The organism is Pseudophaeobacter flagellatus (assembly GCF_021228235.1).
In the GTDB taxonomy this organism is placed as follows: domain Bacteria; phylum Pseudomonadota; class Alphaproteobacteria; order Rhodobacterales; family Rhodobacteraceae; genus Pseudophaeobacter; species Pseudophaeobacter flagellatus.
This window is the reverse complement of the sequence record NZ_JAJQRG010000010.1, coordinates 73758-98130: the sequence shown is the minus strand read 5'-3', so window position 1 is coordinate 98130 and position 24373 is coordinate 73758. Positions and strand designations below refer to the sequence as shown.

At 59.5% G+C, this 24373-nt stretch carries 19 protein-coding genes; 15 read left to right on the top strand and 4 right to left on the bottom strand.

The features are described from left to right. Window positions 1-55: 55 nt before the first annotated feature. The 3 genes from proC to LRK71_RS17065 are packed head-to-tail and all read left to right on the top strand — an operon-like array spanning window position 56 to window position 2155. Window positions 56-871 (top strand): pyrroline-5-carboxylate reductase, encoded by an 816-nt coding sequence (gene proC, locus LRK71_RS17075; protein ID WP_232405162.1) that lies wholly within the window; start codon window positions 56-58, stop codon window positions 869-871. Continuing rightward, window positions 864-1202, top strand: coding sequence for a tRNA-binding protein (locus LRK71_RS17070; protein ID WP_232405161.1), 339 nt, complete (start codon window positions 864-866; stop codon window positions 1200-1202). Before proC ends, LRK71_RS17070 begins: the two co-directional genes overlap by 8 nt. A gap of 2 nt (window positions 1203-1204) precedes the next feature. Further along, on the top strand, window positions 1205-2155 hold the full coding sequence (locus LRK71_RS17065; protein WP_232405160.1) for a 2-hydroxyacid dehydrogenase: 951 nt from the start codon (window positions 1205-1207) through the stop codon (window positions 2153-2155). Between the two features lie 32 nt (window positions 2156-2187). Here the strand turns inward: LRK71_RS17065 and LRK71_RS17060 are convergent, their stop codons facing one another. Continuing rightward, on the bottom strand, window positions 2188-2772 hold the full coding sequence (locus LRK71_RS17060) for a thymidine kinase (RefSeq protein WP_232405158.1): 585 nt from the start codon (window positions 2770-2772) through the stop codon (window positions 2188-2190). A 534-nt stretch (window positions 2773-3306) separates the two neighbouring features. Here LRK71_RS17060 and LRK71_RS17055 point away from each other — a divergent pair. After that, entirely contained in the window at window positions 3307-3780 is a 474-nt protein-coding gene (locus LRK71_RS17055; RefSeq protein WP_232405157.1) for a hypothetical protein, read from the top strand. Between the two features lie 88 nt (window positions 3781-3868). Here the strand turns inward: LRK71_RS17055 and LRK71_RS17050 are convergent, their stop codons facing one another. Beyond that, complete coding sequence (locus LRK71_RS17050; RefSeq protein WP_232405155.1) at window positions 3869-4996, bottom strand: beta-ketoacyl-ACP synthase III; 1128 nt, start codon at window positions 4994-4996, stop codon at window positions 3869-3871. Between the two features lie 255 nt (window positions 4997-5251). Here LRK71_RS17050 and LRK71_RS17045 point away from each other — a divergent pair, with 255 nt between their 5' ends. Genes LRK71_RS17045 through LRK71_RS17035 form a run of 3 tightly spaced genes read left to right on the top strand, consistent with a single transcriptional unit; the run spans window position 5252 to window position 9893 of the window. Continuing rightward, entirely contained in the window at window positions 5252-5737 is a 486-nt protein-coding gene (locus tag LRK71_RS17045; protein ID WP_232405154.1) for a MarR family winged helix-turn-helix transcriptional regulator, read from the top strand. Between the two features lie 27 nt (window positions 5738-5764). Then, window positions 5765-6829, top strand: coding sequence for an efflux RND transporter periplasmic adaptor subunit (locus LRK71_RS17040; RefSeq protein WP_232405251.1), 1065 nt, complete (start codon window positions 5765-5767; stop codon window positions 6827-6829). A gap of 10 nt (window positions 6830-6839) precedes the next feature. Next, on the top strand, window positions 6840-9893 hold the full coding sequence (locus tag LRK71_RS17035) for an efflux RND transporter permease subunit (protein WP_232405153.1): 3054 nt from the start codon (window positions 6840-6842) through the stop codon (window positions 9891-9893). A gap of 207 nt (window positions 9894-10100) precedes the next feature. Here LRK71_RS17035 and carB read toward each other — a convergent pair whose 3' ends face one another. After that, window positions 10101-13469, bottom strand: a complete 3369-nt coding sequence (gene carB / locus LRK71_RS17030; protein WP_232405152.1) for a carbamoyl-phosphate synthase large subunit — start codon at window positions 13467-13469, stop codon at window positions 10101-10103. A 242-nt stretch (window positions 13470-13711) separates the two neighbouring features. Between carB and LRK71_RS17025 the strand changes: the two genes are divergently transcribed. The 6 genes from LRK71_RS17025 to LRK71_RS17000 all read left to right on the top strand — a co-directional run bounded on the left by LRK71_RS17025 (window position 13712) and on the right by LRK71_RS17000 (window position 21889). Next, window positions 13712-14893: an aminodeoxychorismate synthase component I gene (locus LRK71_RS17025; RefSeq protein ID WP_232405150.1), complete on the top strand. Its 1182-nt coding sequence runs from the start codon at window positions 13712-13714 to the stop codon at window positions 14891-14893. Continuing rightward, window positions 14836-15510: an aminotransferase class IV family protein gene (locus LRK71_RS17020; protein ID WP_232405149.1), complete on the top strand. Its 675-nt coding sequence runs from the start codon at window positions 14836-14838 to the stop codon at window positions 15508-15510. The genes LRK71_RS17025 and LRK71_RS17020 overlap by 58 nt, the downstream gene beginning before the upstream one ends. A gap of 252 nt (window positions 15511-15762) precedes the next feature. Next, window positions 15763-17616: an aspartate--tRNA ligase gene (gene aspS, locus LRK71_RS17015; RefSeq protein ID WP_232405148.1), complete on the top strand. Its 1854-nt coding sequence runs from the start codon at window positions 15763-15765 to the stop codon at window positions 17614-17616. A 392-nt stretch (window positions 17617-18008) separates the two neighbouring features. Then, window positions 18009-19394, top strand: a complete 1386-nt coding sequence (locus tag LRK71_RS17010) for a DUF1800 domain-containing protein (protein WP_232405146.1) — start codon at window positions 18009-18011, stop codon at window positions 19392-19394. A 38-nt stretch (window positions 19395-19432) separates the two neighbouring features. Further along, a complete protein-coding gene (locus tag LRK71_RS17005; protein ID WP_232405145.1) occupies window positions 19433-20677 on the top strand; it encodes a DUF1501 domain-containing protein in 1245 nt (414 codons plus the stop codon). A 222-nt stretch (window positions 20678-20899) separates the two neighbouring features. After that, window positions 20900-21889: an IS1595 family transposase gene (locus LRK71_RS17000; protein ID WP_232405144.1), complete on the top strand. Its 990-nt coding sequence runs from the start codon at window positions 20900-20902 to the stop codon at window positions 21887-21889. A gap of 742 nt (window positions 21890-22631) precedes the next feature. Here the strand turns inward: LRK71_RS17000 and LRK71_RS16995 are convergent. Beyond that, window positions 22632-23351 (bottom strand): response regulator, encoded by a 720-nt coding sequence (locus LRK71_RS16995; protein ID WP_232405143.1) that lies wholly within the window; start codon window positions 23349-23351, stop codon window positions 22632-22634. Window positions 23352-23592: 241 nt separating this feature from the next. Here LRK71_RS16995 and mce point away from each other — a divergent pair, with 241 nt between their 5' ends. Together mce and LRK71_RS16985 are read left to right on the top strand one after the other, a co-directional pair. Further along, a complete protein-coding gene (mce, locus tag LRK71_RS16990; RefSeq protein ID WP_232405142.1) occupies window positions 23593-23997 on the top strand; it encodes a methylmalonyl-CoA epimerase in 405 nt (134 codons plus the stop codon). A 56-nt stretch (window positions 23998-24053) separates the two neighbouring features. Further along, on the top strand, window positions 24054-24329 hold the full coding sequence (locus LRK71_RS16985; RefSeq protein ID WP_232405141.1) for a DUF1467 family protein: 276 nt from the start codon (window positions 24054-24056) through the stop codon (window positions 24327-24329). Window positions 24330-24373 lie beyond the last annotated feature (44 nt).

Genomic DNA, 24373 nt, shown 5'->3' with positions numbered 1-24373 from the left:
ACATTTTGTGCATTGGCCGATACGTGACGCGCGATTGACATGGGAAGATGAACAGATGACCAGATCACAGATTGAAACCGGCGGGCTGGTTTTGCTGGGCTGCGGCAAAATGGGATCGGCTATGCTGGCAGGCTGGCTGGAGGACGGATTGCCTGCAAGTTCGGTCTGGGTCCTGGACCCACACCCGTCAGAGTGGTTGCAGGGTACTGGGGTACATATCAATCAAGACCTGCCGGACGAGCCGGCTTTGGTGTTGGTGGCGGTGAAGCCTCAGATGATGGGCGCGGCACTGCCAAAATTGCAGGCGCTGGGCAATGGAAAGACGCTGTTTGTATCGGTTGCGGCAGGCACGTCAATTGCCAGTTTCGAAGAGATCCTGGGCGATCAGACACCGATTGTGCGCGCCATGCCCAACACCCCTGCCGCCATTGGCCAGGGTATCACCGCGCTGGTTGGCAATCGGCGGGCCTCTGCGGCCGACCTTGACGTGACCGAAGAGCTGCTGTCCGCAATTGGCGAGACCCTGCGCCTGGAGTCGGAGGCCCAGATGGATGCGGTCACCGGGGTCAGCGGCTCTGGTCCAGCCTATGTGTTTCATCTGATCGAAACACTTGCGGCCGCCGGAGAGGCCCAGGGCCTGCCCGCTGACATGGCGATGAGACTGGCCAAGGCCACTGTGGCCGGGGCCGGCGCATTGGCCAAGGCCGCCGAGGAAAGCCCTAGTCAGCTGCGGGTGAACGTGACCAGCCCCAATGGCACCACCCAGGCGGCGCTAGAGGTTCTTATGCAGGAAGATGGCGGCTTTCCCGATCTGTTGAAACGCGCCGTTGCGGCTGCGGCCAACCGGTCAAAGGAGCTGTCGCGTGGCTGATCTTGATTTTGATGACTTCATGAAGGTGGATATCCGCGTCGGAGAGGTGATCCGCGCGGAGCCCTATCCAGAGGCGCGCAAACCGGCGATCAAGATCTGGATCGATTTTGGCGCTGAGATTGGGGAGAAAAAGACCTCTGCCCAGGTGACAGCGCATTACACGCCGGAAACGCTGATTGGCAAACAGGTGCTGGCGGTGGTGAATTTTCCGCCGCGCCAGATCGGAAAATTCATGTCAGAGGTGCTGGTGCTGGGGTTGCCGGATGAAGACGGAGAAATCCGCCTTGTTGGCCCCGACGGGCCGGTTCCGCTGGGGGGAAGGATGCATTGACGATGAAGCTGTTGATTACACGACCGATGACCGCAGCGGTCGAGGCCCGCGCGCGGGCTGAGTTTGATGTTGATATTCGCGCTGACACCCGCGTTATGTCCCGGCAAGAGGTGACTGCCGCATTGCGGGACTATGATCTGGTGATGCCAACGCTGGGCGATACCTTTGACGCCAGTGTCTTTGCCGAAGTGGCGAGCCCACGCTGCAAGCTTTTGGCCAATTTTGGCGTTGGGATCAATCATATTGATGTGGTCTCTGCAAATGCCCATGGGGTGCAGGTGAGCAACACGCCCGGTGCCGTCACCGATGCCACGGCGGATATTGCCCTGACGCTGATCCTGATGTCGGCGCGCCGGGCGAGCGCGGGTGAACGGCTGGTGCGCAGTGGCAACTGGCCCGGCTGGCATCCGACCCAGATGCTGGGCCAGCATGTGACCGGTAAAAAGCTGGGTGTTGTCGGGATGGGCCGGATTGGCGCCGCGATTGCCCGGCGCTGCCACTTTGGCTTTGGCATGCAGGTTTCATACATCGCGCGCAGCGACAAGGAACTGGATTTTGCTGCGGTGCGGATGCCGGACCTTATACAGATGGCCGCAGCGGTGGATTTCCTGGTGGTGGCGGTGCCGGGTGGGGCTGAAACGCGGCATCTTGTCGATACAGCGGTGCTGGCGGCGATGCAGCCAACGGCGCATCTGGTCAATATCGCGCGCGGCGAGGTGGTCGATCAGGCGGCGCTGATTGCCGCCCTGCAAGCGGGAGGCATCGCAGGCGCGGGGCTTGATGTCTATGAATTCGAACCGGAGGTGCCGCAGGCGCTGCGGGATTTGGATAACGTGACGCTCCTACCGCATCTGGGCACCGCCACCGAGGAGGTGCGCAGTGCCATGGGCCATATGGCGCTGGATAACCTTGCCGCAGCACTCGCAGGTGAAACGCTGCCAAATTTGGCCTGAACCCGGCCCCTGGGTCTGCAGGGGCGGTCAGGTCAATCGCCCGCCCGCATGGCGGCGCGCCAGTGGCGGCGGCACAGTGAAACATAGCTTTCGTTGCCGCCGATCTGCACCTGGTCGCCCTTGGTGATGACGCGGCCTGTCCCATCCTGGCGGATCACCATGGTGGCCTTTTTCCCGCAGTGGCAAATCGTGCGCACCTCGCGCATTTCATCGGCCAGCGCCAAGAGACTGGCAGAGCCGGGAAACAGCTGGCCTTGAAAATCCACCCGCAGCCCGTAGCACAGTACCGGCACGCCGAGATCATCCACCACATTGGCCAGCTGCCAGACTTGATCAGGGGTCAGGAACTGGGCCTCATCAACAAAGATACTGGCCAGTTTTCCCTGGGCAATACGGGTGCTGATCTTGGTAAAGAGATCATCTTCTGGCGCAAAGGTATCGGCAGCTTCGCTGATGCCAATGCGCGAAGCGATTCTCCCGGTGCCTTCACGGGTGTCGATCTGCGCGGTCAGCAGATAGGTGTCCATGTTGTTTTCGCGGTAGTTGTGCGAGGCCTGCAATAGAACCGCCGACTTTCCCGCGTTCATGGTTGAGTAATTGAAATAGAGCTTTGCCATGGCGCCCCCCATATCGCGCGAGAGCGGGACTGGGCAAGAGGTAGAGGTGCCGGTTGCGGTGCCGGAACGGCAGAAATGTACCCCCGGTTGTAAGCGCGGTTGGTGGCTCTGTTATGGGGATCTGCCAGGCAGAGGAATTGCGCGATCAACGCGCATCCCCTTTAAATTTAGAGGGAAAATGGCCATCCAGAGAGACGGGACGCAGGGATAGAGAAAATCGTACCCTTCCCGACCCTCAGCAGGTGATGGCCTGAAGAGTGGAGACCCAGCAAATGTGACCGGGCAGGCAGGAAGGGTACCTTGCTATAAAGTTTGCCCATCTCAAAGCATGGGGAAATGTATTTTACCTCGAAGCACAGCCCACTCACAAAGCCGACTTCGCAATAACCGAGGAGGATGAAATATATCCTCCGGCACTCTCTAAATCCCTGAAAACCTTAGGGATGGCGCAAGAATAACAAATACTTTACAACACCCTCATGGGAAATTTTTCCCGACCTTCCCCTTTTGGCGCGGCATAGCTGGTGAGAGTTAATGGCAGAGATCGGTACCTATCTGAAAAAGCATACAGAGGCCCTAGTAAAGGATGTCGGGATCGAGGCGGCCTGCCAGATCACCGGAAAGTCCAAGGCGACTTTGGGGCGGTATTACTCCGACAACGCGGAACACGCCGATCGTTTTATGCCGGTGGATGCGGTGGCCAAGCTGGAGAAAGAATCCTCTTATCCGCATGTGACCTCAGCGCTTGCGGATCTGAAGAACATTACCCTGTCTTATGAAAGCAGAAGTGGCGGCAATGCCGAAGGCGGCGCGGGGCGCAATGGCGGCGTCAATGCGGATGTTATCGCGCTAAGTCAACGGTTTGCCTTTTTGATGAGCGAATACCAGACGGCAATCGAAGACGGTATTATCACCGTGAATGAAGCCAAGCGGCTGTTGCGGGAAACAGTGCTGTTGCAGCATGTCCTGTTGGATATGAAACTGCATCTGGAAGAAGAAAGCGCCTAGCGAAAACAGGTTGGGCAGGGCCCTGCGCCAAGGCCAGACCGCATTGATTGCGGGGCCTTGGCTGCTTTCTTCTGGTCGGCCTGCGGCCTTAGCTGGCGTGGCGCCGCAGCAGAACCGATCCCACGGAATAGCCCGCGCCAAACGAACAGATCAGCCCAAGATCTCCCTCGGCCAGATCTTGCGAATATTTGGCAAAAGCAATGATCGACCCGGCCGAAGAGGTATTGGCGTAGTCCTGCAGGATATTGGGTTGTTCCCCCGGCTGCGGCGTGCGGCCAAGGGCCTTTTTGCCGATGAAATCATTCATGGACTTATTGGCCTGATGCAACCATAGCCGCTTTAGCGCGTCGCTCTTGATGCCTTCATCCGCCATATGGGCGGCGATGTGCTGGCTGACCATTGGCAGCACTTCCTTAAAGACCTTGCGCCCGTTTTGCATGAACTGCATATCGCGCCGGTCTTTCACCCCATCCGGGCGAGAGCGCCGCAGGAAGCCGTTGTTGTTGCGGATGTTGTTGGAAAAATCGGTGGCACAGCGGGTTGAGATCACCTCGAAATGATCGCCCTTGGCGTCTTCGATCCGCTCCAGCAGGGTTGCTGTAGCCACATCGCCAAAGATGAAATGGCAATCGCGGTCGCGCCATTCCAGATGGCCGGAACAGATTTCGGGGTTCACAACCAGGGCCGAACGAATGCTGCCAGAGCGGATCATATCGGCGGCAGTCTGAATGCCAAAGGTGGCCGAAGAACAGGCGACATTCATGTCAAAGGCAAAGCCCTTTATCCCCAAAAGATCCTGGATTTCAATCGCAACCGCCGGATAGGCGCGTTCTAGGTTAGAGGCGGCGCAGATCACCAGATCGACATCTTCAGCCGTCTTGCCCGCTTGAGTCAGCGCTTTTTGGGCCGCGTCCAGTGCCATTTCGGCCAGGATGCCCGGCTCACTGTCGTCGCGCTGGCGCAGCTGTGGATACATGATATCGGGATTCAGCACTCCGGCCTTGTCCATCACATAGCGCTGTTCGATCCCAGAGGCCTTGAAGATGAACTCCTCCGAGGAATGCTGCAGCGGTTCAACGTTGCCTGCGGCGATGGCCTCGGCGTTTTCGGCGTTGATCCGGTCGGCATAGGCATTAAAGGCCTCCACCAGTTCAGCATTGGTGATAACTTGCGAGGGGGTGAAAACCCCGGTGCCGGTGATGGCGGCTGTGTACATAGCTTTGGACCCATGGGGATGAAACCCCGCAGTTGTGCCGCTTTTTTGTGCCAAAGGTCAAGGTTTACGACAGGTCCAGCAAAGGGGGCGAACAAAGAATAGGTCCGAACAAAGAAGTGTGAACTTCATCACATGAAAGGTTCATTGAGTGAAGTATATCAGGGGAATCACTACTTTGCCGTCCGGAGCCCGATGTCACCGTCTTCACCAAAATCCTCTCTGCCTTCAGGGGCTGGTTCTGCCAGCGGGTCTGCCGTGCCGCACGTCGATCCGCCCAGTCAGCCCGCCAAGGCGGTGCTGACGCCGGAAATGCGGGCGCTGCGGGGGGTTCTGGCCTTGCACCTGCGGATGGAAGAGGCCTTTGAGCAGCAGGGGCTTGGCGCCGGGCTAGGCCGCATGGAGTGCTATCTCTTGATGCAGCTCGACTGCCCGCGCCGCATGGGAGAGCTGGCAAAAACGCTCTTGCTGGTGCCCTCCAGCGTGACCCTTGCGGCGGACCGGCTGGAACAAGAGGGGCTGGCGCAGCGGCAGCGTGATCCGCAGGATCGGCGCGCCCTGCAGCTGCAATTGACCGAAAAGGGCCGCCTGATGCGCAGCGGTCTAGAGGATCGCGCCGGGCGGACCCTGCGCCAGATCAGCGGGCTGACCCCGGATGAGATAGACCAATTCGCGGAACTTTCCGACAAGATACAAGAGAACATTCTAGGCGCTGGTGACCAGCAGCCTGGTACAGAAAGGTAGAAGATGCAGCTATTGCAAAAATTAGCCATGGCGCTGGTTCCGGTTTTGTCAGGTACTGCCCTAGGGGTCTCCAGTGTGGCGTTATCTGGGTTGGCCTTTGCGGTGCCCGCACAGGCGGAAGAGGTGCTCAAGCCGGTGAAACTGCTGACAACCCAGTCGGGCACCCGATTGCTGGAACGGCAGTTCTTTGGTCAGGTGGCCGCCCAACAGACGGTTGATCTGGCCTTTCAGGTGCCTGGCCAGGTGATGCGCTTCCCGGTAGCCGAAGGCTATATCGTGCCCAAGGGGCAATTGATTGCGCAGCTTGATCTGGAACCCTTTGAGCTGAATCTGGAACAGGCGCGGCTGCAAAAGGAGCAGGCGGACCGGACGGTTCACCGGCTGGAGCGGCTGAAAGGCACGGTGAGCGCGGTGTCGATCGAAGATGCCACAACCCAGGCGGGGCTGGCACGGGTGGCGCTGCGCAATGCCGAGTATGAACTGCGCCATGCCACCTTGAACGCCCCATTCGAGGCGCTGGTTTCCACCCGAGAAGTTGAGAATTTTACCACCGTCTCTGCCGGGGTGCCGATTGTGCGCCTGCATGACATGTCGGTTCTGCATATCGAAGTCGACGTGCCAGAGATTCTGTTCCAACGGGCGGATCGTGGCGACGACGTTTCGACCACCGCGCGCTTTGCGGGCAGCGATGAGGAATTTCCTCTGGAAATCCTTGAATTCAAGGCCGAAGCCAGCAATATCGGCCAGACCTTCCGGGTGACCTTTCGCATGACCCCGCCAGAGGGGCGGGAAATCCTGCCGGGGGCCTCGGCCTCGGTGCGGGTCAAGGTGGATACCGGCGAGCGGGGCATCCTGGTGCCAGGTACGGCTATTGTGACCTCTGCGGCGGGCGAGGTTGGCGTTATGGTTTTTTCCCCCAAGGGGGGCGAGACCGGGGTGGTCAACTGGGTCCCGGTAGAGCTGCAGGCAACGCAGAACGGCGAATTTGCCATTTCCTCTGGCCTGGAAGGCGGTGAAGAAATCGTTGCCACCGGTGGCAATGCGCTGATCGACGGCCAACCGGTCCGCCGGTTTGCCGGCTTTACGAACTGAGGCCCGGAACATGGATATCGCACGTGCCTCGATCAATCGGCCACTTTATACTTGGATCATCATGCTGGTGGCCCTGCTGGGCGGCATATGGGGGTTCCTCAACCTTGGTCGCCTGGAAGACCCCGCTTTTACCATCAAACAGGCGGTTATCGTCACCGCCTATCCCGGCGCCAGCGCCGAGCAGGTCGCCCGCGAGGTGACTGAGCCGCTGGAATCTGCGATCCAGAAAATGGGCGAGGTGAAGACCATCACCTCGATCAATCGTCCCGGTAGTTCGCTGATCGAAGTGGAAATGCAAGACATCTATGATGGCAGTGAATTGCCTGCAATCTGGACCGATCTGCGGGCCAATATTCGCGATGCGGCGCGCGGGCTGCCCGATGGGGTTTCCCAGCCCTTTGTGAACGACAGTTTTGGCGATGTCTTTGGCCTGTTTTATGCAGTTACCACCGAGGGCTATACTGACGCCGAAAAACACGAATTGGCCACCTTTTTGCGGCGCGAGCTGTTGGCGGTAGACGGGGTCGCGGATGTCGAGATTGCGGGCCTGCCGGACGAGGCGGTCTTTGTCGAACCGAATATGGCGATTTCGGTCAATCAGAACATCTCTATCAATGCCATCGCCGGCTCTATCGCCACCTCCAATACCGTACGTTCTGGCGGGTTTCTTGATGGCGAACACTCCGAAACCCGCATCAGCGCCCCGGCTGGATCGGATACCGTGTCGGAAATCGCTGGCCTGTCGATTGGCGCCCAGGGCGAGGTGATCAATGTGGTTGATATGGCCGAGGTCTTTCGCGGCCGCACCAGCAACCCCGACCTGATGATCCGGTTCAACGGGGTCGAAGCCTTCACCCTTGGCATTGCCGGCCTTGCCAGTGAAAATATCGTCGAAGTGGGCACACGGGTCGATGATCGTCTGGCCGCGCTGGACCGGCAGATCCCCTTTGGGGTAGAGCTTTTGCCGATCTATCAGCAGCATCTGGTGGTTGATCAGGCATCCAATGACTTCCTGGTCAATCTTGCGACCTCGGTGGCGATTGTGGTTGCGGTGCTGGCCCTGTTCATGGGCTGGCGGGCGGCTGTGGTTGTGGGCACAACCCTGTTGCTGACGGTTGTGGGCACGCTCTTGTTCATGAACCTGTTTTCCATTGAAATGGAGCGGATCTCGCTGGGCGCGCTGATTATCGCCATGGGGATGTTGGTGGATAACGCCATTGTGGTGGCCGAAGGCATGCAGATCTCTATGCAGCGTGGGCGCGATTCCCGTGCCGCAGCCCATGATGCGGCCGCCAAGACGCAGATTCCGCTTCTGGGTGCTACGGTGATTGGCATCATGGCCTTTGCCGGCATTGGGCTAAGCCCGGATTCCGCCGGTGAATTCCTGTTCTCGCTCTTTGCAGTGATTGGGATTTCCCTGTTGCTGAGCTGGCTCTTGGCGCTGACCGCGACGCCGCTCTTGGGGCATTATTTCTTCAAACAGGGCGATGGCGGCGATACGGATGCCTATGGAGGCCTGCTGTTCCGCGCCTATGGGGGCTTGCTGCGGATTTCGTTAAAACTGCGCTGGCTGGTGGTCGTGGGGCTGTTTGGCCTGACGGCGGTGTGCTTTGTCGCCTTTGGCACCGTCAAGCAGCAGTTCTTTCCCGATGCCAATACGCCGCTGTTCTTCGTGCATTACAAACTGCCACAGGGCAGCACGATAGAAACAACTTCGGCGCATCTTGCCGTGGTCGAGGACTGGTTGAAAACGCGCAATGACGTGGTGGATTTCACCAGTTTCGTGGGGCAGGGCGCCACCCGTTTCATGCTGACCTATAACGCTGAGAAACCTAACCCAAGCTATGGTCATATGATCATTCGTACCGCCAGCCTGGCTGATATTCCGCCATTGCAACAAGAACTGGAAGCCTTTGGCCAGGCGCAGTTCCCCGAGGGTGAGTTCCGCACTAAACGGCTGGTCTTTGGGCCGGGCGGCGGCGATCCCATCCAGGTGCGCTTCTCGGGGCCGGATCCAAAGGTGCTGCGCCAACTGGGAGAAGAGGCGATGCGCCGTCTGGAGACCACTTCGCCCAATATCCTCAATACACGGCAGGACTGGCGCGAGCAGGAGCTGGTGCTGACCCCGCGCTATGCGACCGAGCGGGCCCAGACCGCCGGTATCGCCCGCGAAGACATTGCCGATACGCTGTTGTTTTCAACCGATGGCTTGCAGGCCGGGGTCTTTCGCGAACAGGACCGGCTGATCCCCATCGTTATTCGCCGCCCCCGTGATGGCACCTATAACATCATGGATCAGGTGGTTTATTCCAATACCGCGCAGAAATTCCTGCCGATCGAACAAATGATTGATGGTGTCGATCTGAAGCTGGAGAACACGTTGCTGCACCGCCGCGACCGGGTTCCGACGCTGACGGTGGGCGCCGATATCCCTACTGATCTGACGGCGGCCACGGTCTTTGCCGAAATCCAGTCGAGCATTGAAGAGATGCCGCTGCCGCCGGGCTATACCATGGAATGGGGGGGGGAGCACGAAAGCTCGGGCGATGCCAATGAAAGCCTGGGCAAGCAGTTGCCTGTGACGGTGCTGATCATGGTGCTGATCTCGGTGCTTTTGTTCAATGCGCTGCGCCAGCCGATCATCATCTGGCTCTTGGTGCCGATGTCGGTGAACGGGGTGGTTGTTGGCCTGCTTGGCACCGGTCTGCCCTTTACCTTCACCGCGCTTCTGGGCCTGCTCAGCCTGTCGGGCATGCTGATCAAGAATGGCATCGTTCTGGTCGAAGAAATCGACCTGGTGCGCGAAACGGGCAAACCGCTGCGCGAGGCCATCATCGAGGCCTCGGTGTCGCGTCTGCGCCCCGTCATGCTGGCGGCTGTGACCACTATCCTGGGGATGATCCCATTGCTGTGGGACGCCTTCTTTGTCTCCATGGCGGTGACCATCATGGGCGGTCTGGCCTTTGCCACCGTGCTGACCCTGGTGGCGGCGCCGGTGTTCTACCTGATCTTCTTTGCCCGCGATGAGAAGCGGGAGAAGGAGGCTGTGGCCCTGGCGGCATAAAGAAGGTGTACGCAACCAAAAATTTCTTAGGGGTCGCGGTGAAAATCGCGGCCCTTTCTGTTTCTGTGCACTCTGGTTCGCACAGGTAACAATGGATGGAGTGATTTACACAAAGCTATGAACTTCCAGCCTGAGTGCTGGTCGAAATGAGAAAACCCCAGCTCAACGAGCCGGGGATTTCATTTGTGTCTGGCGAGGTGGAGGGGATCAGCCTTGCAGGCTTTTCACTTCCACATCCCCTTCGGCCTGGGCCTTGATGGCCAGGGCTGCAGCGTTGGAGGCGGCAGCGGTGGTGAAATAGGGGATCTTGTCATAGAGCGCCACCGAGCGCATTTCCTTGCTGTCTTCTACAGCCTGCGCCCCCTCGGTGGTGTTCATCAACAGCTGCACATGGCCATCTTTCAGCAGGTCCACCACATGCGGACGGCCCTCATAGACCTTGTTGACCAGCTCGCAGGCGACGCCGTGACCATCGAGCCATTTATGGGTGCCACTGGTGGCCATCAGGGTAAAGCCTTGCTCGATCAACACATTGGCGGCCTCGAGCATCGGTGCGCCCTTGTCGGCGTCCTTGATCGAGATAAAGGCACGACCCTCAGATGGCAGCACCATGCCGGCTCCCATCTGCGCCTTGAGGAAGGCACGTGGGAAGTCGCGGTCCCAGCCCATGACTTCACCAGTAGAGCGCATCTCTGGCCCCAGAATGGTGTCAACGCCGGGGAAACGGGCAAAGGGCAGCACCGCTTCTTTCACCGAGAACCAGGGCATATCGGGATCGGCCAGGGTCATCGGATCCGCCATTGGCGTGTCCACATCATAGCCGGCATCGGGCTTGTAGGGGCCACGGTGCGGGAAGGCGGTGAGCTTTTCGCCCGCCATGACGCGCGCCGCAATGGAAGCAATGGCGCTGTCGGTGGCCTTGGCTACAAAGGGCACGGTACGGCTGGCGCGGGGGTTTACCTCAATGAGGAAGATCTCATCGTCCTTGATGGCAAACTGGATATTCATCAGGCCCACAACATTCAGCGCCTTGGCCAGCGCATAGGTCTGGGTCTTGATCTCTTCGATCAGATCCTTGGACAGGGAGTAGGGGGGCAGCGAACAGGCACTGTCGCCCGAGTGCACACCGGCCTCTTCGATGTGCTGCATGATGCCTGCCACATGCACGTCGGTGCCGTCGCAGATCGCATCCACGTCCAGTTCAACCGCGCCAGACAGGTAGCTGTCCAGCAGCACCGGGCTGTCGCCTGAAACCACCACGGCCTCAGCGATGTAGCGGCGCAGCTGATCCATATCGCGGACGATCTCCATCGCCCGGCCACCCAGCACGTAGGAAGGGCGGATCACCAGCGGGAAGCCAATTTTTTCTGCGATTTCCAGGGCTTGCTCATCCGTTGAGGCAATGCCGTTATGCGGCTGCTTCAGCCCCAGATTGTTGACCAGCTCCTGGAACCGCTCGCGGTCCTCGGCCAGATCAATGGCGTCTGGGGTGGTGCCCAGGATCGGAATGCCCTCGTCCTGCAGCGCGTTGGCCAGTTTCAGCGGGGTCTGACCGCCGAACTGTACGATGACTCCGTGCAGGGTGCCGTTTTCCTGCTCGACCCGCAGGATTTCCATCACGTGTTCAAAGGTCAGCGGTTCAAAGTACAGCCGGTCAGAGGTGTCATAGTCGGTCGAAACTGTTTCCGGATTGCAGTTGATCATGATGGTTTCATAGCCCGCATCCGTCAGCGCATAGCAGGCGTGACAGCAGCAGTAGTCAAACTCGATGCCCTGACCGATACGGTTGGGACCACCGCCCAGGATGACAACCTTCTTGCGATCCGAGGGCCGTGCCTCACATTCCACGTCACCCATCATCGGGGCCTCATATGTGGAATACATATAGGGGGTCTGGGCCTCAAATTCGGCGGCGCAGGTGTCGATGCGCTTGAACACGGCAGTCACGCCTTTGGCAATCCGCGTATCGCGCACGGATTTTTCGCTCGCTTTGGTCAGGTTGGCCAGACGGGCATCGGTAAAGCCAAGCATCTTGAGGTGGCGCAGCGCCTTCTCATCGTTTGGCAGGCCGTTGGTGCGGATCTCTGCTTCGGCTTCGACGATCTCGCGGATGCGGGCCAGGAACCAGGGGTCAAATTTTGTGACACCGTGGATCTCATCGTTGCTGAGGCCATGACGCATCGCCTGGGCGATGGTGCGCAGCCGGTCCGGGGTCTGCTGGCTGATCGCCTTGATCACCGCGGCCTTGTCGGTGGCACTCTCGGTGGCGATGTCCCAAGTGCCGATGGTCAGACCAGGGATTTCGATCTCATCAAAGCCGGTGAGACCCGATTCCATCGAGGCCAGCGCCTTTTGCATCGATTCGTGGATGGTGCGGCCAATCGACATGGCTTCGCCCACGGATTTCATCGCGGTGGTCAGATAGGGTTCGGAACCGGGGAATTTCTCAAAGGCGAATTTGGGGATCTTGGTGACCACATAGTCGATCGAAGGCTCAAACGAGGCCGGTGTGACCTTGGTGATGTCGTTGTCCAGCTCGTCCAGCGTGTAGCCCACAGCCAGCTTGGCGGCGATTTTGGCAATCGGGAAGCCGGTGGCCTTGGAGGCCAGCGCCGAAGAACGCGACACCCGCGGGTTCATCTCGATGACCACCATACGGCCATCGGCAGGGTTCACCGCCCATTGCACGTTGGAGCCGCCAGTTTCGACGCCGATCTCGCGAAGCACGTTGATCGAATGGGTCCGCATGATCTGGTATTCTTTGTCGGTCAGCGTCAGCGCCGGGGCCACGGTGATCGAATCGCCGGTGTGCACGCCCATGGGGTCGATGTTTTCAATGGCGCAGACGATGATGGCGTTATCCGCCTTGTCACGGACCACCTCCATCTCAAATTCTTTCCAGCCCAGCAGGCTCTCGTCGACCAGGATCTGATTGACCGGCGAGGCATCCATGCCGGTGCGGCAGAAGTGCTCGTAGTCTTCCCGGTTATAGGCAACACCACCGCCGGTGCCGCCCATGGTAAAGGCAGGCCGGATGATCGCTGGCAACCCGATATCTTCGAGCGTTTCCAACGCGATACGCACACCTTCATTCAGGTCAGCCTTGCCGTCTTCCAGCTTTGGCGCGGTGACGATGGTGGCGCGGGGGTTTTCAATGCCCAGACGATCCATCGCGTCGCGGAACAGTTTGCGGTCCTCGGCCATCTCGATGGCTTCGCGGGTGGCACCAATCATCTCGACGCCAAATTCCGCCAGCACGCCCATTTCTTCGAGCGCCAGTGAGGTGTTGAGCCCCGTCTGGCCGCCCATGGTGGGCAGCAGCGCGTCGGGGCGCTCTTTTTCGATAATCTTTGCAACTACTTCGGGGGTGATCGGTTCGATATAGGTAGCATCCGCCAGGCCGGGGTCGGTCATGATGGTCGCGGGGTTGGAATTGACCAGGATAACCCGGTAGCCTTCTTCCTTCAGGGCCTTGCAGGCCTGGGCACCGGAATAGTCGAATTCGCAGGCCTGCCCAATAATAATGGGCCCCGCACCAATGATCATGATCGACTGGATGTCGGTTCTTTTTGGCATGGGTAAGCTTCCTTCGTTATGTGCGAGCGGCAGGCCCAAGCGGTTTGCTCAGGTCGGTCAGAGATCGTTAGGCGAGTCGGGCAGCCCCAAGCGCCCAAATTGTCCTGCGTTATAGGGGTAGCGCAAAAAGGTGCAAGGGGGATCGGCGTTGCGCATCGAATTGCCGCTTTTATTGCTTTTGTTCGCATAGCGTACAGATATAAGCGACAGCAAGAGATTTGGCTGAATTCGGGGGCTGCGGCGTGCAAATTCGTTTTGATCAGGGTCCGCGTCTGCAGGCAGCTGGGGGGCAAGAGATGCTGTTTACCGCGCCCCTGCGCATGATCCGGGCTGATTCTGTCGCCGAGGTTCCAAAGGCGCTGGCAGATCTGGAGGCAACGGGCCGCCAGGGCCATTGGCTGGCGGGCTATGCAAGCTATGAACTCGGCTATGCGCTGGAGCCAAGCCTTGTGGCGCGTCTACCGTCGAACCGGCGTCTGCCGTTGCTGTGTTTTGGTGTCTATGACCCACCGACCCGCGTTTCGCGCGCGAAACAACCGCCGCATCTGCGCCACAAGGTTCAAAGTGTCACCGCAGGCCTGAGCGAGCTGCACCCGCGCTGGAACTTTGAACGCTATGGCGCTGCCTATAGCAAAGTGAACCGCGCCATTGGGGCAGGCGATATCTACCAGGCCAATCTGACCTTTCCAATTGATGCGGGTGTTGCGGGCCATTCCAGCGATCTCTACGCGGCCCTTGCGGCGCGCCAGCAGGTCGGTCACGGTGCCTTGGTGCTGCAAGAGGGGCTGCCGGATCTGCTGTCGCGCTCGCCCGAGCTGTTCTTTCGTACCGATGCGGCAGGCCGGATCGAAACGCGGCCGATGAAAGGCACGCAACCGCGCTGTGCCGATCCGGTCGAGGACGCACAGGCGCGGGCCTTCTTGCAGCAGGACGCAAAGAATCGCGCCGAGAACCTGATGATCGTCGATCTGCTGCGCAATGATATCTCGCGCATTGCCGAGCTGGGGTCGGTCACGGTGCCGGAACTGTTCGCGGTAGAGAGCTATGCCACGGTGCATCAGATGGTCTCAACCGTGCAGGCGCAGCTGCGTCCGGGGATTGGGCTGGGGCAGATATTTCAGGCGCTGTTTCCCTGCGGCTCCATCACCGGTGCGCCAAAAATCCGGGCGATGGAAATCCTGTCCGATCTGGAACCCTGGGCGCGTGATATCTACTGTGGCAGCATTGGCTGGATGGCCCCGGATGGTGCCTCTGAATTCAACGTGGCCATTCGCACCTTGATGGTCGAAGAGGGGCGCGCCACCCTGAACGTTGGCGGCGGCGTTGTCTGGGACAGCACTGCCCAGTCGGAATATGAGGAAGCCCTATGGAAAGCCCGTTTTGCCCAGCTGACGCCATCGCCCAGGGTGCCGATTTCCGCCTGATCGAAACCTTTGGCTACAGGGCCGGCTGCGGGATCAGGGGGCTACAGCACCACCTGCACCGGCTGGAGCGATCAGCCCAGGTGTTTGGCATTCCCTTTGACCGAAGGACCCAGATGGCACCTTTGCAAGCGCTGCAGGCAGAAGAGGACCTGCGCTGCCGTCTCACCTTGGCGGCAACTGGCGCGGTAGAGCTGAGCACGGTTCCGCTGCCACCCGCGCCTCAGTCCTGGGTTGTTGCGCTGGCAAAACAAAGGGTCCGATCCGATGATGCCTGGCTGCTGCACAAGACCACCCATCGTCGGATCTATGATACGGTGCGCAACTCTCTGCCTGCCGGGGTGGATGAGATGCTGTTTCTCAATGAAAGGGATGAACTCTGCGAAGGCACGATCACGAATGTCTTTGTGACACTGCGCTCTGGTCTCCGGGTAACGCCGCCTCTGTCATCTGGCTTGCTACCCGGGGTGCTGCGACAGCAGCTGCTGGAGGCCAAGCAGGTGTCAGAGCAGGTGGTCACGCTCCGGGATTTGCGGGATGCGCAAAATGTCACCGTGGGCAATTCCTTGCGGGGGGAGATCCCGGCGGCCTTTCCCGGTGCGGTCGCGCCGTCTCCGTGATCCTGGATGCAGTCGGGTGGTCTTGGCGCTGGGTCCAGCGCCCGATGGCAGCCCCCACCTGGCGGGGTAACCAGCACGGCGGAGACAGTATATCTCCAGATTGCGGCGAAAACGTCGCGCTTTGCTTGACAAGCGCGCCGCAACCCTGTGTATCGGCCCAGACGAATTTTGCGCCGAATTCCCAGCGCCAACGCGCATATCCCGAATGACGGCCCGCCCGAAGACTAGACCCGCATACCGAAAGGTCACGCCATGCATGCCTATCGCAGCCATACCTGCGCCGAACTGAACAAATCCAACGTGGGCGACACCGTCCGCCTCTCCGGCTGGGTCCACCGTGTCCGCGACCACGGCGGGTTGCTGTTCATCGACCTGCGTGACCACTATGGCATCACCCAGGTGATGGCCGATCCTGACAGCCCCGTCTTTGCCGAGATCGAAAAGGTGCGCTCCGAATGGTGCATCCGTATTGATGGCAACGTGCTGGCGCGCGACGCAAGCCTGGTTAACGACAAGCTTCCCACCGGTGAGGTCGAGGTTTTTATTCGCGACATCGAAGTCCTGGGCAAGGCGGAAGAGTTGCCGCTTATGGTCTTTGGCGAGCAGGAATACCCCGAGGAAACCCGTCTGCGCTATCGCTACCTCGACCTGCGCCGCGAGAAGATGCAACAGAACATGCTGCTGCGCTCCAACATGGTGCAGTCAATCCGCAAGCGCATGTGGAACAACGGGTTCAACGAATACCAAACCCCCATCATCACCGCCTCCTCCCCCGAAGGGGCGCGTGACTTCCTGGTGCCCTCGCGACTGCACCCGGGCAAGTTCTACGCCCTGCCGCAGGCACCGCAGCAGTTCAAACAGCTGATGATGGTCTCGGGCTTTGACAAATACTTCCAGATTGCGCCCTGTTTCCGCGACGAAGACCCGCGCGCCGACCGCTCGCCCACCGATTTCTACCAGCTTGATCTCGAGATGTCCTTTGTCACTCAACAGGATGTCTTTGACACCATCCAGCCGGTGATGCAGGGCGTGTTCGAAGAGTTTGGCGGCGGCCGCAAGGTTGATACAGACTGGCCACAAATCTCCTACCGCGATGCGGCCCTGTGGTATGGTTCGGACAAGCCCGACCTGCGCAACCCGATCAAGATGCAGGTGGTGTCTGAGCATTTTGCCGGTTCCGGCTTTGCCATCTTTGCCAAACTGCTGGAGCAAGAGGGCACCGAAGTGCGCGCCATCCCGGCGCCCAAAGGCGGCAGCCGCAAGTTCTGCGACCGCATGAACGCCTTTGCGCAAAAAGAAGGCCTGCCCGGCATGGGCTATATCTTCTGGCGCAAACAGTCGCCCGACTCGATCGCGCAGGAACGCGGCATCACGGTCAAAGAGGTCAACGCGCTGGTCAAATCCGGCGAGATCACTCTGGGGAGCGAGGCTGCAGGCCCGCTGGCCAAGAACATCGGGCCCGAGCGCACCGAAGCGATCCGCCAGCAGCTGGGTCTTGACGTGGGGGATGCTGCCTTCTTCCTCGGCGGTAAACCCAAAGCCTTTGAAGGCGTTGCTGGCCGCGCCCGCAATGTGATTGGCGAAGAGCTGGGCCTCACCGACAAGGACCGTTTTGCCTTTGCCTGGGTTGTCGACTTCCCGATCTACGAAGCGGACGAAGAAACCGGCAAGATCGATTTCGAGCACAATCCCTTCTCGATGCCTCAGGGCGGAATGGAGGCATTGGAGGGCAACCCTCTCGAGGTGCTGGGCTACCAATATGACCTGGCCTGCAACGGCTATGAGCTGGTTTCGGGCGCGATCCGGAACCACCGCCCTGAAATCATGTTCAAAGCCTTTGAAATCGCCGGCTACGGTAAAGACGAGGTCGAAAAACGCTTTGGCGGCATGGTCAATGCCTTCCAATACGGTGCCCCGCCGCACGGTGGCTGTGCCGCCGGCATCGACCGGATGGTGATGCTCCTGGCGGATGAGGCAAATATCCGCGAGGTCATCATGTTCCCGATGAACCAACGCGCCGAAGATCTGATGATGTCGGCCCCAAGCGAGCCAATGTCTGACCAGCTGATGGAACTGGGTCTGCGGGTCATTCCCCAGGACCAGTAGGCCGCATCTCGTGGTGGTTCTTGCCGCTCTGTAAAACGACGACACCCGGGAGGTTTCTTCCGGGTGTTTCTGCTTCGGCCTGCCGGTGCCTCTCTGCAACATTGGCCTGGGGGCGCGCTTCGCGGCTTCATTTGGCCTGAAATATCCCGGGGGAGCGCCCTCCGGGCGCGGGGGCAGAGCCCCTATATTCAAACGCGGCAGAGCCCTCATCAATCCCATCGGTCTTGGGAACGATGCGCGCATGGGCGGGAAGATGCGCAGCAGACCGTGCAGTGATGCAAAGCCAGCCATTCGGGGGTAGCCTTCTGACAGGCCCCCTGGCTGAGAGGCCACCTTCTGACAGGCACCGCGGCGCTCTGTGCTGCAAAACTGAACTATATCGAGAGAATACGATGTCCTATGATCCCGAACTTGCAGCGATCCGCTTTGGCTGCGGCTTGTCGCCAGGGATTCCTGCACCAAGCTCGGCAGAGCAGATGCTGTCGCAGTTGCAGGGGCCGGATCTGGCGGCGCAGCACTTTCCCATAGCGGACGCCGCAGCGGGCCTGGCGGCTGTGCAGGGGTTTCGCCAGATGCGCAAAGCGGCCCGGCGCAGCCAGGGCACGCCCGAGGGCGAGCAAAGCCAAGAGGCCTTTCGCCGCTATCGCCGCCGCCATTTGCGGCAGCGCGATCACTGGTTTCGCCAGTTGTTGTTGCGCCAGATCACCACCCAGGATGGCCTGCGTGAACGTCTGACGCTGTTCTGGGCAGATCATTTCACGGCCCAGGGGAAAGGCCAGGCGATGCGGCCCCTGGGGTATGGCTATGTCGAAAGCGCAATTCGCCCTCATATTACCGGCAGGTTTGAAGATCTTCTCATTGCCGCCGTCACCAGCCCCTTGATGTTGCACTACCTTGATCAGACCCGCTCTCGGGGGGGGCAAAGCCCGGCGTCGCGGCGTCAGGGGGGGCGTGGCGGATTGAATGAAAACCTGGCGCGCGAGGTGCTGGAGCTACACACTCTGGGGGTGAATGGTCCCTATAGTCAGGCGGATGTGAGGCAGCTGGCGGAACTGTTCACCGGGCTCAGCTATCGTGTCAAATCCGGTTTTGTTTTTCGTAAGGCCCTGGCCGAACCCGGCGCAGAGCAGGTGCTGGGCCAGAGCTATGGTGGCGACACCGCAGGGCTGAAGCCGGTGTTGCAGGGGCTGCGCGATCTGGCCCGCCACCCCGCCACCGCCGATCACATTGCCTGGAAGCTGGCAGTGCATTTCACCCGCGACGCCCCGGATCCGGCCCTGGTGGCGGATCTCGCCGCCACCTACCGCAACAGCGGCGGTCATCTCGGCGCGCTGTATGAACGGTTGTTGACCCATCCGCTGGCCTGGGAACCGGGGCTGCAGAATGTAAAACCCCCCTTTGATTTCATCGCCTCCAGTTGCCGCGCCCTGGCGCTGACACCCGAAGCGCTGGCAGGGCTAAGCGGCAAGCGCATCCGGCAGAGCTTTCTTGCGCCGCTGAAGCTCATGGGGCAGAACTGGCAGGCACCTAGCGGGCCGGATGGCTGGGATGAGGCAGATGAGGCTTGGATCACCCCACAGGGTCTGTCAGCGCGGATGCGCTGGTCCATGTCTGCCCCCAGCCGCCTGCTCGATAGCCTTCCTGACCCAGAGACCTTTGCCCGCCAAAGCCTGGGCGCGCGGGCTGATGCGCAGGTGCGATTTGTCGCATCGGCGGCCGAAACCCGGGCCGAGGCCATTGGTCTGGTGCTCTGTGCACCAGGTTTTCAACGGCGCTAGGCCCAAACGGGGCCGGTGCCACAAAAGGGAGATCGTAGATGACGCTCTCACGTCGTAAATTTCTTGCCCGTAGTGGCCTGTTGGGCTGTTCATTGGCAGCCAGCCCGCTGATCACCCCGGTAAGCTTTGCCGCCGCGCCCTGGGATCGGCGTCTGGTGGTGATCATCCTGCGCGGCGGCATGGATGGGCTGGATGTGCTCCGGCCCTACGGCGATCCCGGCTTTGCCGGGCTGCGCCCCGGCTTGTTGCAGGCCAAGAGCATGGATGCGGCGGGCGGGCTTGATCTTGATGGTTTTTTTGCGATGCACCCGGCGCTGGCCCCGCTGATGCCCCTGTGGCAGCAGCAAGAGTTGGGCTTTGTGCAGGCGGTCTCCACCCCTTACCGCGATCGGCGCAGCCACTTTGACGGGCAGGATCTGCTTGAGGCCGGCACTATTGGGCTGGGCGAGCGCCGCGATGGCTGGCTGAACCGGCTGTTGCAGGTGCAAACCGGGGTGGTGGCACGCACCGCCTTTGCGATTGGCAATGGCGATCTGCGGCTCTTGCAGGGGGCCGCGCCGGTGTCGGACTGGTCGCCGGATGCTGATCTGGCGCTCAGCCCGCAGGCTGAGCAACTGGCAAGGCTGATGATGCAGCAAGATCCGCTGTTTTCGGCGGCCTTGGCCGAAGCGCTGGCCCTGTCACGCGATGGGGCAGCGGCGGCGCCCGTAGTTGGAGAGGAAGCGGCCGACATGATGTCAGATATGGGGGCAGGCGTTATGGAGATGCCACGCCCGGCACCCGGCAAGCCGCATGTGAAGCTGGCCAGCTTTGCGGCGGAACAGCTGCGCGGGGACACCCGGATTGCGTCTTTTTCGCTGAATGGCTGGGACACGCACAACCGCCAGAACGCAACACTGAAACCTGCCCTGACACGGCTGAGCGATTGCATCTTGACGCTAAAACAAGAGGTCGGCGCAACTGTTTGGGACAAAACCGCAGTAGTTGCCATGACAGAATTTGGCCGCACAGTCCGCGAGAACGGCACCGGGGGCACCGATCATGGCACCGGTGGTGCGATGCTTCTTGCCGGGGGGGCAATCCGGGGGGGGCGAGTCTATGGGCGCTGGCCAGGGCTGGATGAAGCGGCGCTGTATAATCGCCGCGATCTGATGCCCACGGGCGATGTGCGCGAGGCCACAGCCTGGATCATGCGAGGGCTGACAGCGACAGGCCAGAGGGATCTGGAAACCACAGTGTTTCCGGGGCTGAAAATGGGGCAGGACCCCGGGTTTCTTCGGTAAAATCGGGGGTTTAGTATCCAGTCCCCTGCTGGTCAGGCAGCCCGCCAGCGGCGACGGCACAAGACAGCAGCCTAAGGAGAGGAGTCGAGGCTACAGCCTGTGGTCTTCATGTGCATTCACATGACTGGCTTTGCTTTATGCCGTGTCCACAAATCGTGTTGGTTAGCCTTCGTGTTTTCACATTCGGCCAATATCCCTCCGTAAACCATTGCGGAGATGCCTATGAGAAACCACGATTTTCGCCGGTTCCTGGACCGAATTTCTCACCTGAGTCCTGCACAAATAGCGGTAGCTGGGACCGCCTTTCAGGAGGTTCGCAGGAGATCCGAAGCGCTTGCCGAAATCGAAACACGAACAGAGCAAGAACACAAGTGCCCGTTTTGCGACTGCGAGGGGCGCCAGAAATGGGGCACAACGAAAACGAAGGTCCAGCGATATCGCTGCTCTGGCTGCCTCAAAACCTACTCGGGGCGAACAACCTCGATCATTCGCTATATTCACCGCCCTGATCTTTTCCTGGAAGTTCTCCGTGACATGATGGGAGATGCACCGCCTTCGCCGGTTCGACGCCTCGCCGATGCCTTGGGCGTGAATAAATACACCATCTGGCGCTGGCGCATGATCATTCTCGATGGATTATCTGGATCATCTTCTGAAGTCTTCGCAGGTATCGTCGAGGTAGATGAAACCTTTCAGCGGGAGTCGCGAAAGGGATCGCGTGAATGGGTCAAGCATCTGCGCAATCCTGCAAGCCACCCTGCGCCGCCGCGACTGCGCTGGTATGAGTATGGCAAGAAGGGTATTCCCATGATGCGAGGGCTGTCGCGCTGGCAGCTGCCCATTCTGACGCTGGTAGATCGGAACGGCGCCCGTCGGGCCGAACGCATTCCAAACCGAACCGACACAACGATTGAGGCCGCGCTTGCGCCATTCGTGGCCTCAGATGCCGTCCTGTGCTCTGACGGCCTTTCAGGCTACAAAAGCTTCACTTCGAGCAGGCAGATCACTCACGTTGAAATCAAACCGAAACAGGTATCGACCGGCAACTCGTCAGCTTACCACATCCAGAATACAAACTCGCTCCACCAACTCTACAAGACTTTTATTCGGCCTTTCCGCGGCCCCGCCAGCAAGTATCTCGAAGGCTATATTTGCTGGTTCATTGCGCGGTCATTGAAGCGTGATCCAGTTGAGGTTTTTCGAACAATATGAGAGTGCGCAAAAAGCGATACCAGGCCAGACCGTCATTTCGTAGTGCAGGTGAGTGATGCCAGGGTTTTACGCTAAATGATCGCTTTGTTCCCTCTTCAGTCGTAGAATGTTCCTGGTCCAAGAATCTCAAAACCCTTTATCTCAAACTCATACATACCCGAGCGGTCGGCCTTCTCGGCTCTGGCGATCAACTTACCGCCTGAATCCCGAAAAACCGCATGAGCAGTATGTATTGCCCGGTAGCAGTGTGATCCGTCAGGGTAAATGTATTTCAGCATTTCGGGTCTCCAGTAGGATCTACGATCGGTGATAATGTTCTTTAATCGTTCTCATTTTTTAGGTCTGCGTCAACGGTAAACTTGTCCGTGAAGCCGATCTCCGGAATGTTTCCTCGCGTGCCGTTGTGGGACATGGTGTCTTACCCGCAAGGAGTGTTTCACCGAGCTGCATCACCATGTGTAGGGGCCCGATTGGCAAGCCATCGTGTTCCCAGAGCTATTTAACCCAAAACGGTTTGTGGACACGGCATTGCTTTATGTGGTGTCGCATGTTTCAGATGCGCAAAACTGGTCCCCGGTGTTGCGCCATATGTTCTAGCGTTTCGTGGGGTGGATCAACAAGGATTGTACGCTATCGGTTGCCCGAGCACGGTTTCGGCGGATGGCCCGGGCAGAATGTCGCGCTTGCAGGTAGAAAATAATTGCAAGGGTTGCCAGGCTAATGACAAGAATTTCCAGCATTATTAGATGGCGATCTTTTGTTCCAGTCGTTTCTGCACCAGTCCGGCCATCAGCGCGGCATCGCCGGCACCAGGGCGGCCTTCCGACCGGGCGCGAGCCAAGTCTTCTGCGGCCTTGGCCAAGGGGGCATCGCCAGCGCTGCGGGCAACGCCGCCGATAAACTGTGCCAGATAATCCAGTGTTTTTTCTTCGTTCCTGTGGGTCAACAGGTCCGCCGCATGGGCCATGTCATCCATAAATGCAAGGGGATCTGGCTCTATGGTTTCATCGCTGACCTGACGTGGACCGCTTGGTTGGTGGTCAGAGGGAAGGCGCGATAGAATGGCATTTTGAAAGTTCGCGAGCGAGGTGATCGGCTTGGCGATGAAGCCATCGGCACCAGCCTTGAGCGTGGCCTCTTCGACGCCTTCATCGCCGGAAATGGCGAGGACAACCCGCACCCTTGGGCGCGCTGCGTCCATTTCTTTGATGAGATCCAGGCCAGAGCCATCTGGCAGGCCAACATCTGTGATCACCACTGAAGGGCGGTAGACCTGTAGGTGACGGCGGGCAGATTTCAGACAATCGGCACGTCGAATACGGGCACCACTGCGCAGGCAGAGCAATCGCAGTGCCTCGCAGGCATAGCGACTGTCTTCAACAACCAGAATGGTCAACCCCAACAATGGGCGGCGGGCATTCGGCAATCTTTGGGCGGCAGCAAACAGTTCCGAATCGTCCATTACTCATACTCCTTCCGCGAGACACAGGCTTACGCTATAAATTTTAGGCTAATTCAAAGTTAACAGTGCCCGGCCATGGCGCAGAGAGCGGGGCAGGGCGTAGTTTGGCGGGCAGGGATGGTACACAGGTGCGGTGGAACCCTGCGTGATATGGCAACCTGGGCGCATTGGCGCACTTGCACAGGCTGGCGGCACTTGTGCATATGGCAGCAGAAAAGCATCGCCAAGGAGAAGCCAGATCATGATTGGACGCCTGAATCACGTCGCCATTGCCGTTCCCGACCTAGAGGCCGCATCGGCGCAGTATCGCAGCACGCTTGGCGCCAAGGTCGGCGCGCCACAGGACGAACCCGATCACAGGGTGACGGTGGTCTTTATCGAACTGCCAAACACCAAGATCGAACTTCTGTATCCGCTGGGCGAAAACTCTCCTATCAGCGGCTTTCTGGAAAAGAATCCGGCTGGGGGCATTCATCACATCTGCTATGAAGTCGACGATATCCTGGCCGCGCGCGATCACCTTCTGGCCGAAGGCGCACGGGTGCTGGGCGGCGGAGAGCCGAAGATCGGCGCCCATGGCAAGCCGGTTTTGTTCCTGCACCCCAAAGATTTCAATGGCTGCCTGGTAGAACTTGAACAGGTTTGACATTAGGTAGGTTCTGCTCTGACTGAGGGGCAGCATGCACGCAAGGAAGATGCACAATGGCGATTACATCCGGTTTGGTTCTGTTCGCGGTGATCTGGTTCATGACCTTTCTGGTCATCATCCCGATCCGCATTGAAACACAGGGCGACAAGGGGGTGATCGCACCGGGCACCCATGCGGGCGCGCCCGAAAATCACTATCTCAAACAGAAGGCGCTGATCACCACTGGCGTTTCCTGCCTGTTGTGGATGCTGATTGCGGGCATCATTTTGTCCGGGGCGATCAGCGTCAATGATTTTGACTGGTTTGATCGCCTGCCAGATCCTGTTTAAGCCAAGATGAACTGGAAACGCTGGAATTCGACAAACCAGTAACC

What these genes read in the sequence shown, in the direction of transcription:
- proC (WP_232405162.1), top strand. Translation starts at nt 56, where the DNA reads ATGACCAGATCACAGATTGAAACCGGCGGGCTGGTTTTGCTGGGCTGC.
- LRK71_RS17065 (WP_232405160.1), top strand. Translation starts at nt 1,205, where the DNA reads ATGAAGCTGTTGATTACACGACCGATGACCGCAGCGGTCGAGGCCCGC.
- LRK71_RS17060 (WP_232405158.1), bottom strand. Translation starts at nt 2,772, where the DNA reads ATGGCAAAGCTCTATTTCAATTACTCAACCATGAACGCGGGAAAGTCG.
- LRK71_RS17055 (WP_232405157.1), top strand. Translation starts at nt 3,307, where the DNA reads ATGGCAGAGATCGGTACCTATCTGAAAAAGCATACAGAGGCCCTAGTA.
- LRK71_RS17050 (WP_232405155.1), bottom strand. Translation starts at nt 4,996, where the DNA reads ATGTACACAGCCGCCATCACCGGCACCGGGGTTTTCACCCCCTCGCAA.
- LRK71_RS17040 (WP_232405251.1), top strand. Translation starts at nt 5,765, where the DNA reads ATGGCGCTGGTTCCGGTTTTGTCAGGTACTGCCCTAGGGGTCTCCAGT.
- LRK71_RS17035 (WP_232405153.1), top strand. Translation starts at nt 6,840, where the DNA reads ATGGATATCGCACGTGCCTCGATCAATCGGCCACTTTATACTTGGATC.
- carB (WP_232405152.1), bottom strand. Translation starts at nt 13,469, where the DNA reads ATGCCAAAAAGAACCGACATCCAGTCGATCATGATCATTGGTGCGGGG.
- LRK71_RS17020 (WP_232405149.1), top strand. Translation starts at nt 14,836, where the DNA reads ATGGAAAGCCCGTTTTGCCCAGCTGACGCCATCGCCCAGGGTGCCGAT.
- aspS (WP_232405148.1), top strand. Translation starts at nt 15,763, where the DNA reads ATGCATGCCTATCGCAGCCATACCTGCGCCGAACTGAACAAATCCAAC.
- LRK71_RS17010 (WP_232405146.1), top strand. Translation starts at nt 18,009, where the DNA reads ATGTCCTATGATCCCGAACTTGCAGCGATCCGCTTTGGCTGCGGCTTG.
- LRK71_RS17005 (WP_232405145.1), top strand. Translation starts at nt 19,433, where the DNA reads ATGACGCTCTCACGTCGTAAATTTCTTGCCCGTAGTGGCCTGTTGGGC.
- LRK71_RS17000 (WP_232405144.1), top strand. Translation starts at nt 20,900, where the DNA reads ATGAGAAACCACGATTTTCGCCGGTTCCTGGACCGAATTTCTCACCTG.
- LRK71_RS16995 (WP_232405143.1), bottom strand. Translation starts at nt 23,351, where the DNA reads ATGGACGATTCGGAACTGTTTGCTGCCGCCCAAAGATTGCCGAATGCC.
- mce (WP_232405142.1), top strand. Translation starts at nt 23,593, where the DNA reads ATGATTGGACGCCTGAATCACGTCGCCATTGCCGTTCCCGACCTAGAG.
- LRK71_RS16985 (WP_232405141.1), top strand. Translation starts at nt 24,054, where the DNA reads ATGGCGATTACATCCGGTTTGGTTCTGTTCGCGGTGATCTGGTTCATG.